At 62.9% G+C, this 9871-nt stretch carries 7 protein-coding genes and 1 tRNA gene; 5 read left to right on the top strand and 3 right to left on the bottom strand.

Annotated elements, in window-relative coordinates; all coding sequences use genetic code 11:
• Nucleotides 1-1910, top strand: a 1910-nt coding sequence (locus VBE63_RS06420; RefSeq protein WP_323682175.1) for a complex I subunit 5 family protein, incomplete at its 5' end; no start/stop codon positions are given.
• Nucleotides 1911-1966: 56 nt separating this feature from the next.
• Here the strand turns inward: VBE63_RS06420 and rlmB are convergent.
• On the bottom strand, nucleotides 1967-2722 hold the full coding sequence (gene rlmB / locus VBE63_RS06415; protein WP_323682174.1) for a 23S rRNA (guanosine(2251)-2'-O)-methyltransferase RlmB: 756 nt from the start codon (nucleotides 2720-2722) through the stop codon (nucleotides 1967-1969).
• A gap of 98 nt (nucleotides 2723-2820) precedes the next feature.
• On the bottom strand, nucleotides 2821-5070 hold the full coding sequence (gene rnr / locus VBE63_RS06410) for a ribonuclease R (protein WP_323682173.1): 2250 nt from the start codon (nucleotides 5068-5070) through the stop codon (nucleotides 2821-2823).
• A gap of 110 nt (nucleotides 5071-5180) precedes the next feature.
• On the opposite strand from rnr, the gene VBE63_RS06405 reads away from it, so the two are divergent.
• The 4 genes from VBE63_RS06405 (at nucleotide 5181) to VBE63_RS06390 (ending at nucleotide 9390) form a co-directional block, all read left to right on the top strand.
• Nucleotides 5181-5267 (top strand) — tRNA-Leu (locus VBE63_RS06405).
• 249 nt (nucleotides 5268-5516) lie between these two features.
• A complete protein-coding gene (locus tag VBE63_RS06400; protein ID WP_323682172.1) occupies nucleotides 5517-8171 on the top strand; it encodes an EAL and GGDEF domain-containing protein in 2655 nt (884 codons plus the stop codon).
• A complete protein-coding gene (locus VBE63_RS06395; protein WP_323682171.1) occupies nucleotides 8168-8647 on the top strand; it encodes a hypothetical protein in 480 nt (159 codons plus the stop codon). Before VBE63_RS06400 ends, VBE63_RS06395 begins: the two co-directional genes overlap by 4 nt.
• A complete protein-coding gene (locus VBE63_RS06390) occupies nucleotides 8644-9390 on the top strand; it encodes a DUF1828 domain-containing protein (protein ID WP_323682169.1) in 747 nt (248 codons plus the stop codon). Before VBE63_RS06395 ends, VBE63_RS06390 begins: the two co-directional genes overlap by 4 nt.
• A gap of 141 nt (nucleotides 9391-9531) precedes the next feature.
• Here VBE63_RS06390 and VBE63_RS06385 read toward each other — a convergent pair whose 3' ends face one another.
• Nucleotides 9532-9792 carry an RnfH family protein gene (locus VBE63_RS06385; RefSeq protein ID WP_323682168.1) on the bottom strand — a complete coding sequence of 87 codons (261 nt, stop codon included), beginning with the start codon at nucleotides 9790-9792 and terminating at the stop codon, nucleotides 9532-9534.
• Nucleotides 9793-9871: the final 79 nt, after the last annotated feature.

The following is a 9871-nucleotide window of genomic DNA, read 5'->3' as shown; positions in this document are numbered from 1 at the left end:
TCGGGGCCAACCGGATGACACCCTGGCTGCTGCTCCTTGCTTGGGGTTGGCCGTTGCTCTTGGCATGGCCGACGGCATTCCAAGGTGGCCGTTGGCAGTCAGCCGCACGAGTTAGCTGCCACAGCGCCCCATTGGGCACTCACCCAGGCACGCATATGGGCACCCACATGGGCAACCGCCCGGCAACCGTGCGCTGGCGCTGGATCTTGCCGATGCTCGGCCCGCTGCCAGCCTTGGTCGCCGCCCTGACCCTGAGCGTTGGCACCCGGCTGGAACTGCCCTGGCTGTTCCTTGGCACCGCCCTTGGGCTCGATGCCACCGCGCAGGTCTATCTGCTGTTCACGGCCATCCTCTGGCTCGCCGCCGGCATCTACGCCGCCTTCGCCTTTCGCGGCACGCCCAATGCCGGACGCTTCCACGCCGTTTTTCTGCTCACCATGGCCGGTAACTTCTGGCTCATCGTCGGCCAGGATCTGTTCAGCTTCTATGCCGGCTTTGCCATGATGGGCCTCGCCGCCTATGGGCTGGTGGTCCACGACGGCAGCCCTCTCGCACTGCGCGCCGGCAAGGTCTACCTGGTGATGGCGCTGCTCGGCGAGGTGAGCCTGTTTGCCGCGCTGGTGATGATTGCCCAGCAGACCGGCACGACCGAGCCCTCGCCCGAGGATCTGACCCAGCTCACTGGCCTGCCCATCGCGCTCGCACTGGTCGGGCTTGGCGTCAAGGCCGGGCTGGTGCCACTGCATCTCTGGCTGCCCCTGGCGCATCCTGCCGCCCCGGTGCCGGCGAGCGCGGTGCTCAGCGGCGCGATGATCAAGGTCGCCATCCTCGGCTGGCTGCGCTTCTTGCCGGTTGGCGCCATCGCCTTGCCCGAGTGGGGTGGGCTGTTAGCTGCCGGCGGTGTGCTCACGCTGTTCTATGCACTCCCGATTGGCGTCGTGCAATCAGACCCCAAGGCCATCCTGGCCTACTCCAGCATCAGCAAGATGGGTCTGCTGATGCTCTGTCTGGGGCTGGTGCTGATGGAGCCTGGCTTGGCGCCGGTCGGTGTCGCTGCCATCAGCCTCTACGCCGCGCAGCACGGGCTGGCGAAGGGCGGCCTGTTCCTCGGCGTTGGGCTGCGCAAGCAAGCACCAGGGCAACCTGGCTTCATCCAGCCACTGGTGCTCGGCGGATTGTTCATCCTTGCGTTGGCCTTGGCTGGTGCGCCCTTCACCAGCGGCGCGGTTGCAAAGTATGCCTTGAAGCCCGTGTTAGCAGGCGCTGAATGGCCCTGGGTAGCGGCTGCAGTCACCGTTGCCACCTTGGGCACCACGTTGCTCATGGCGCGCTTCATTTGGGTGATGAGCCGAGGCAGCAAACACCACCCGCAGCCGGGGCTACTCTGGCCTGGCATCGCCTGGTCGCTGTTGCTCGCGTTGGTGATCCTATTCCCATTCGCCCTCGGCAAGCCCGCAAGCTGGCTCAGCGATTGGCTGACCGTCATGTTGGGCATCGGCCTCGCTGGGCTGATCGCGATCGGCGCCTGGCGCCATCCGGCCTGGCTGTCGCCGGTGATCGGACTCATCCCTGCCGGTGACCTCCTCGTGCTGGCGCGCCCTGTGGGTCGGCTTGCAGTGGCTTTCTGGCAGCGGCTCTGGCGACCGACCAGCGCCTTACAGGACCGCATCAGCCAGGCCGCGATCGGCGGATTTGAGCGCGTCCTCAGGCGCTCCGAGGTCGATCGAGAGGCCACCCTGCGCCACTGGCCGGTCGCCGGTGGACTTTGGATCGGCATCATCGCGATGATGTTGCTTGCGCTCTTTGCGCAGAGTCCAGGGTCGTCGGCATCAGAGGCTAATGCCGAGTCCGACGATCGGCCCTCGCGCCCTGATCTGGGGCCTCAGCCCGCGTCAAAGCCGAGCGCGTAAATGGTAAAACCGCAGATAACGCAGATGCGCGCAGATTCAATACTTGAGGCCCGCTCTTATCCTCCGAGGCGTCGCCTGACCACCTCATAGAGGCAGATACCGGCTGTGACCGAAACGTTAAGGCTCTCGACCCGACCGCGCATGGGTAAGGAGGCCAGCAGATCGCAGCGCTCCTGCGTCAGCCGACGCAGGCCAGTGCCCTCACTGCCAAGCACCAAGGCCGTTGGACCGGAGAGGTCGGTCTCAAACAGCGTTGCCGGGGCTGCATCCGCTAGCCCAACCAGCCAGAGGCCGCGCGCCTTCAGCGACTCGAGTGTGCGCGCCAGGTTGGTAACCTGGACAAAGGGCACCGAGTCGGCCGCGCCACTCGCGACCTTGACCGCCACGGGCGTCAGCCCAACCGCCTTGTCCTTGGGTGCGATCACTGCGGTCGCACCGGCGCCATCGGCACTGCGCAGGCAGGCGCCCAGGTTATGCGGATCGGTCACGCCATCGAGCACCAACAGCAGCGGTGGCTGCTCGGCGGCATCCAGCAGGCGCTCTAACTCATGCTCGGTGCGCGCCGCCGGCATCCGCACCCAAGCGAGCACGCCCTGGTGGTTACCGCCATCCGACGCTTGGTCCAGTTCATCGCGCGTCGCCTGGCGAACGACGACACGGGCCTCGCGCGCCAGTGCGGCCAATTCCGCGAGGCGACGATCACGCCGGGTCCGCTCCAGCCACAGCTCCAGAACACCATCGGAACCGAACTTGAGCGCACTGCGAACGCTGTTGATGCCGATGGTTGCAGCGGTATTAGAGGGGCTGCTCATCCTATGAGCCGCAGATAGCACCGATGCATACAGATTAAGCGATGATAAAACAAGGCTTTATATGGTCTAGCCATTAGTAAGGACAGCCAGTCCATTGCTCAAGCCGTCGGCTTCTTGCGCCGCCGCGAGCGCGAGCGTCGCTTCGGTGCGGCTTCGACAATCGGCTTGGCCAACACGAAGTCGATCTTGCGGTCTTCGAGATTCACCGCCGCAACCTTGACCCGAAGCCGATCACCTAGCCGATAGACCTGGCCCGTACGCTCGCCGGTCAGCCGATGCCCAACCGGATCGAAGTGATAGTAGTCGTTATCGAGGGCGGTGATGTGTACCAGCCCATCGACATAGACCCCATCCAGCTCAACGAACAGGCCGAAGCCCTGGACGCTGGTAATGGTGCCATCAAACTCCTCGCCCAGCTTGTCGCGCATGAACTCGCACTTGAGCCAATGCTCGACGTCACGGGTGGCCTCATCGGCGCGTCGCTCGGTGCCCGAGCAATGCTCGCCAACCTGCTGCAGCTCTGGTTTCGAGTAGTCGAGATCGGCCGCCGTGCCACCGGCGAGGATGTGTTTGATGATGCGGTGGACGATCAGATCCGGATAGCGGCGGATCGGCGAGGTGAAATGGGTATAGGCATCGTAAGCCAGCCCAAAATGGCCAACATTATCCGAGCTATACATCGCCTGCTGCATCGAGCGCAGCAGCACCGTTTGGATCAGATGGAAGTCTGGCCGACCGCGCACCGCATCGAGCAGAGTGCCGTAGTCCTTGGCCGTCGGCTTATTGCCGCCCGGCAGGTTCAGGCCCAGTTCGGCCAGGAAGTCGCGGAGATCAGAGAGCTTCTCTTCCTTGGGTGTTTCATGGATGCGATAGAGCGCTGGCATCTTCTTGCGCTGGAACAGCCGTGCCGCAGCCACATTCGCGGCCAGCATGCATTCCTCGATGATGCGATGAGCATCATTGCGCACCCTTGGCTCGATGCCCGAGATCCGCCCGCCCTCATCGATGATGAACTGGGCCTCGACGGTATCGAAGTCGATCGCGCCGCGCGCGGCACGGGCGTCGAGTAGCGCCTGATAGAGCGCATAGAGCTCATGCAGATGCGGCAGAATCTCGGCGTACTGCTCACTCAACTCGACAGTCTCTTCGACCAGCATAGCGGCGACCTGATCGTAGGTCAGACGCGCCTGCGAGCGCATCACCGCCTCGAAGAAGCGCGTCCGCGTCACCTTGCCCTCACGGCTGATATACAGCTCGCAAGCCATGCAGAGCCGGTCAACCTTGGGGTTTAGCGAGCAGAGCCCGTTCGAGAGCACCTCCGGCAGCATCGGAATCACCCGATCCGGGAAGTAGACCGAGTTGCCGCGCTCGAAGCCCTCCTGATCCAAAGCACTATCGGGCGTGACATAAGCCGAGACATCGGCGATGCAGACCAGTAGCTTCCAGCCCTTCGGCTTGCGCTCGCAGTAGACGGCGTCATCGAAGTCACGCGCATCGGCGCCGTCGATGGTCACCAGCGGCAGATTGCGTAGATCGGTGCGGCCAGCCTTCACTACCTCGGGAACCTCGTCACCGAAGGCCGTGATGGCCTGCTCGACCTCTGGCGGCCAATGGACCGGAAGATCATGCGCGCGGATTGCGATATCGGTCTCCATGCCGGCGGCCATGTGCTCGCCTAGCACCTCGGCGACGCGACCGATCGGCTGGGTGCGCTTGGTCGGCTGATCGGTGATCTCGGCGACCACGATCTGGCCCTGCTCGGCGCCGCCGAGGCGATCGCTCGGGATGATCACATCATGGGTCAGGCGCTTATTGTCGGGCACCACGAAGCCGACGCCGCTCTCTGAATTCAGCCGGCCAACGACGCTCTTAGTATTACGCTCAAGGATCTCGACCACCGCCCCTTCGAGCCGGCCACGCCGATCCTTGCCGGTAACCCGCGCCACAATCCGATCACCATGAAAGACAGCACGCATCTCCTTCGGGTAGAGATAGAGATCGTCACCGCCATCGTCCGGCTTGACGAAGCCGAAGCCATCTGGATGGCCGATCACCCGACCGGCGATCAGATCCCGCTTGTTGACCAGGCAGAAGGCCTCGCGGCGGTTCCGAAGCAGTTGGCCATCGCGCACCATCGCCCCGAGCCGCCGCCCGAGCGCAACCAGATCCTCCTCAGCCGTCAGCCCGAGCAGCGCTGCGGCCTCGTCGAAGCCAAGCGGGGCGCCATGCTCCGTGAATTTTTCGAGGATGAACTCCCGACTAGGAATGGGATTGTCGTACTTCTTCGCTTCCCGTTGCCGATGCGGATCGAGATCCCGGGCGGTTTGAGCTTTTTTTCGTCGTGCCACGCTGTACTCTTGCTGCGTCCAATGATTTCGCTAGTCTACCGTTGACAAGCCCCTGCTGTCTCACTAAGCTTGCGGGCTTGTCGTGGTTGCAGCCATCGACATCCCACCTAGCCGAGGTGGCGGAATTGGTAGACGCGCATGGTTCAGGTCCATGTCTGGGAAACCAGGTGGAGGTTCAAGTCCTCTCCTCGGCACCATCTTTGTAGGCTAATCAGCCTGTTAGAATCTTCTTGGCGTCATCACGTCGTCATCCTTGCCCGATCAGCGTTCGCCCATGCCCGAACCGCTGGCGACCAGAAGGCCGCCATGCGGCGAATGAGCCTATCTGACGCTTGAGGATCTCAAGTGGCTGGAGGGCGAGGTGCTGGCGGTGCTCGCCGGCCAGCTGCACGCGCCGCCGCGCTGCGGCATAATCGCGCCACCATCACCGGTCATGGAACCCTGGCATGCGTTGGAACCGCGCCACGACAGTGATCATCCTGGTCTATCTGGCCTTCGGCAGCCTGTGGATCATCTTCTCCGACTGGCTGCTCGGCCTATTCGCCCAGAATACCGCGCAGCTGGTGCAGTGGCAGCAGTACAAGGGCATCGCCTTTGTCGTCGCCACCGCGCTGCTGCTCTCCGGCATGTTGTCGGTCCGCCAGCGCCAGCTCCAGCGCAGCGAGGCGCGCTTCCTGGCCACCTTCGAGCAGGCGGCGATGGGCATTGCAGAGGTCGCGACGGACGGACGCTGGCTGCGAGTCAACCAGAAGCTCTGCGCCATCCTGGGCTATTCCGCCGCCGAGCTGATGGGGCGCCGGTTCCAGGATCTCACGCATCCCGACGATCAGGACGCGGAGCGGGCTTTGGTGCGGGCTATCCTCGACGGCGAATGCGACAATGCCGCGTTGGAAAAGCGCTACCAATGCAAGGATGGTCAGGTGCTCTGGGTCTATCTCACCTTGGCGTTGGTGCGTGACGAGCGCGGTCGGCCCGACTATTTCATCGCCGTCATCAAGGATATCGATGTCCGCAAGCAGGCCGAAACCGCCCTGCTCGAAAGCGAGGCCCGGCAGCGGCTGTTCATTCAGCACGCCCCGGCGGCACTGGCGATGTTCGATACCGAGCTGCGCTTCATGCTGGTCAGCGACCGCTGGCTGAAGGACTATGCGCTGTCCCGACAAGATCTCACCGGCCGCGGTCATTACGAGGTCTTTCCCGAGATCCCGCAACGCTGGCGCGAGATCCATCAACGCGCCCTGCGCGGCGAGGTGCTGCGCGCAGAGAGCGATTGTTTCATCCGCCCCGATGGCCGCACCCAGTGGCAACGCTGGGAGGTGCGGCCCTGGTATCGGGCCGATGCGTCGATTGGCGGTATCGTCATCTTCACCGAGGACATCACGCGGCAGAAAGAGGCGGAGCGCGAGATGCGCATCGCCGCCACCGCCTTCGAGACCCGACAAGCGATGGTCGTCACCGATGCGGCGCAACGCATCCTGCGCGTCAATCGCGCCTTCCGCGAGACCACCGGTTACCGCCAGGACGAGGTCATTGGACAGACGCCCGCCTTACTGAAGTCGGGGCGCCATGGTGCCGCCTTCTATCGCGAGCTGTGGAAGGATCTCAACCAGCACGGGCAATGGCAAGGCGAGATCTGGAACCGGCGCAAGAACGGTCAGATCTATCCAGGATGGTTGCACATCTCCGTGGTCACCGACGAGGAAGGCCGCGTCAGCCATTATGTCGGCGCCTTTGAGGATCTCTCTCGGCACAAGCAGGCCGAGGCCCAGATTCACAGCCTCTCCTACTTCGATGTACTGACCAAGCTGCCCAATCGCCGACTCTTCATCGACCGTTTGCAACAGGCCTTGCGCACCAGCGACTGGTCGCGGCATCACGGCGCGGTGTTCTTCATCGACCTCGACGACTTCAGCGCGCTGAACGACACCCAAGGCCATGACGTCGGCGATAAGGTCTTGATCGAGATCGCTCGCAATCTGGTCGCCGCGGTCGCTGGTGACGATACCGTCGCCCGTCTCGGCAGCGATGAATTCGTCGTCATCATCGAAAACCTCGACACCCAGGCCGAGGCCTCGCTGCTGCAAGCGAAGCACACCGGCGAGCGCCTGCTGGCCGCGATCCGCCAGCCGCTTCAGATCGATGGTAGCGAGTATGTCATCACCGCCAGCATGGGCGTCAGCCTCTTTGATGGCGCCACCGACTCCGTCACCGCGCTGCTCAAGCGTGCCGATGCGGCCATGCTGCAGGTGAGAAAGATCGGTCGCGATTGCCTGCACTTCTTCGATCAGGGCATGCAGCAGGCCTTGGAGCATCGGGTCGAGCTCGAGGCCCTGCTGCGTAAGGCCATCCCCGAGCAGTTGCGGCTGCATTTTCAGCCGCTGGTCGATCGCCAAGGCCAAGCGGTCGGCGCCGAGGTCTTGGTGCGCTGGCAAGATCCGAGCAAGGGCCTGATCTCCCCCGGCGATTTCATCCCCTTGGCGGAAGAGTCGGGCTTGATCCTGCCGATGGGCCAGTGGATCTTGCACAGCGCCTGCGAGCAGTTGGCGCGCTGGCGGCATGATCCGCGGCTGAAACAGCTCAGTCTGTCGGTCAACGTCAGTCCGAAACAGTTTCAGCAGGCGAATTTCATCGAACGAGTCGCCGAGGCGCTGGACTGTGCGCAGGCCGATCCCAATCTGCTCAAGCTCGAGATCACCGAAAGCCTGCTGTTCGATGACCTCGATCGGGTCACCGAGACCATGCGGCGGTTGAAGACGCTGGGGATCAGGTTCTCGCTGGATGATTTCGGCACCGGCTTCTCGTCGCTGTCGTACCTGAAGCAGTTGCCGGTGGATGAGCTGAAGATCGATCAGTCGTTCGTGCGCGATCTGGAGTCGGATCACAGCAATGTCGCCATCGTGCGCACCATCGTCACGCTCGGACAAAGCCTGGGGCTTGCCGTCATCGCCGAGGGCGTCGAGACCGAGACCGCGCGCGAGCGCCTCGCCGCCCTCGGCTGCGATCGGTACCAGGGATACTATTTCGCCCGGCCGATGCCGATCGAGGAGTTCGAACGCGCACTCGCTGCAGGGCGCTGTGTCTGGCAAGGTGGGGCGTTGTGAATCGCGCTGAACTGAAGGCGCTCAAGTGCCGACCGAAGCGTCTACGCGCGGTGTCCTTCAAGCCGCTGCGCCGGCGGCAGTTGCCAAAGCCCCTGCAGCAGCTCGGAGGCCCCAGGTTAAGCCACAGCGGCCTACTCGAAGTGGCTGATGATCTCTGCGTGTTGTTCCTGGTTCGCTCGGGCGAGACGCGAGTGCGCCGCGCATTCTTTGGCTATCTGTTTCAGCAAACGCAGCGTGGTCTGTTGCCGCTGCTGATCTTGCACTACCATCCGAGTCACAAGGGTGTGCATGTGTTGGTGAACTGCAAGACAACCAGGGATTACACCGAGCGCCAGCTACCCGGAGCGCCAGAACTAGCGTTACACGCACCAACCGCCTTGGACCCGGAGAACCAGCAAGATCGCAACCAACTGATCTCGCTGTTTTGTGAGCGCTGCGGCATCCGTATCGCGCCTGACGACGAGCAACTGTTATGAACCTGCAAACGCTTTGCCGTGAATTTTCATGGGTAGGCCCGGCTGTGGACGCGGATGGCCACATCGTCACGCCTTGGCGTTATGACGACGGTGATCGTGTGGTGGTCTTCGTGAGCCGCGAATCGGATCGCTGGTGGCGATTGGATGACAACGGTGAGGCGTTGTTTCGGCTTGCAGCCGCTGGCGTTGATCCAGAGAGCACGCGCTTACAGGCGCGCTTGGCGGTACTGCCACAACTGCTTGGGGTGCGGGTTGATGAAGATGGCGAGCAGCTCGTTGCGTTCGCTGATGACGCCAACCTCGAGGCCGGCGTGCTGGCCGTTGCCGAAGCAGCGGCTCAACTCCAGGGTTTGGCGATTGAGCCAAGGTCGCGTGTGGCCTCTGTGTTTCGTGAACAGGTGGTTGCGCTCATCGAGGCCGTCGCGCGCGACGCTCAGATCGAGACACACCGCAATGTGCCCGCCGATGAGAGCCAATCTATCTTGGCTGACCTGTATCTCTGCAGCAAGACCCCGATTGCCGTATTTGCGGCTACCAGCGCGCACCGATTGATGGAAGCACAAATGACCTGGCTCGACGCTCAGCGCCGTGCCGTGCCGCTCTATGTGCTCGCCACCGTTGAGTCCGCGCGCGCCGTTGGGATCAGCCAATACACGCGCGCCAACTACTACACTGACAAGACGGTTGAGTTCACCGAGCCGGGCGCCCTAAAAGGACTGATTGCGACGCAGATGCTGCACTAGCCGGTCAAGGATCGTTTCACGAACCAGGCGTTGAACCGGCATAACGATTTGATTGATTTGATCGATCGCCCCTAATATCGTTGCAAGAATCGTTGCAGGGTTAGCGCCGGTCTACGACATGCTGCCGATCAGGCACGCCCCTCACTGATCGCGCCGCTCGACCGTCTCGGGATCGACGGTGATGGGGCGATAGATCTCGACGCGGTCGCCATCGCTGACCGGGGTGTCGAGCTTGCTGAGCTTACCGAAGATGCCGACGCGCTGGATGTCGAGGTCGATATCCGGGTACTGACGCAGCAGGCCGGAGTGCTCGATCGCCTCGCGCAGCGTGCTGCCGTCCGGGACATCAAGCCGAAGCCAGGTGCGTTTAAACTTGTCTGCGTAGGCGACACCGATGTGCATGGGTTCATCTGCTCCTTATCAGCGGTTCTCGCAAAAATACGGCCGAATTTTTCAGCAGGTTAGTGTTCACCGGGAATTG

It is taken from the genome of Lamprobacter sp. (genome assembly GCF_034860625.1).
In the GTDB taxonomy this organism is placed as follows: domain Bacteria; phylum Pseudomonadota; class Gammaproteobacteria; order Chromatiales; family Chromatiaceae; genus Lamprobacter.
This window is presented reverse-complemented; position numbering and strand designations above follow the sequence as displayed.

Excerpts from the sequence above, each read along its gene's own strand:
- VBE63_RS06385 (WP_323682168.1), bottom strand. The coding sequence starts at position 9,792 with ATGCACATCGGTGTCGCCTACGCAGACAAGTTTAAACGCACCTGGCTT.
- VBE63_RS06400 (WP_323682172.1), top strand. The coding sequence starts at position 5,517 with ATGCGTTGGAACCGCGCCACGACAGTGATCATCCTGGTCTATCTGGCC.
- rlmB (WP_323682174.1), bottom strand. The coding sequence starts at position 2,722 with ATGAGCAGCCCCTCTAATACCGCTGCAACCATCGGCATCAACAGCGTT.
- VBE63_RS06390 (WP_323682169.1), top strand. The coding sequence starts at position 8,644 with ATGAACCTGCAAACGCTTTGCCGTGAATTTTCATGGGTAGGCCCGGCT.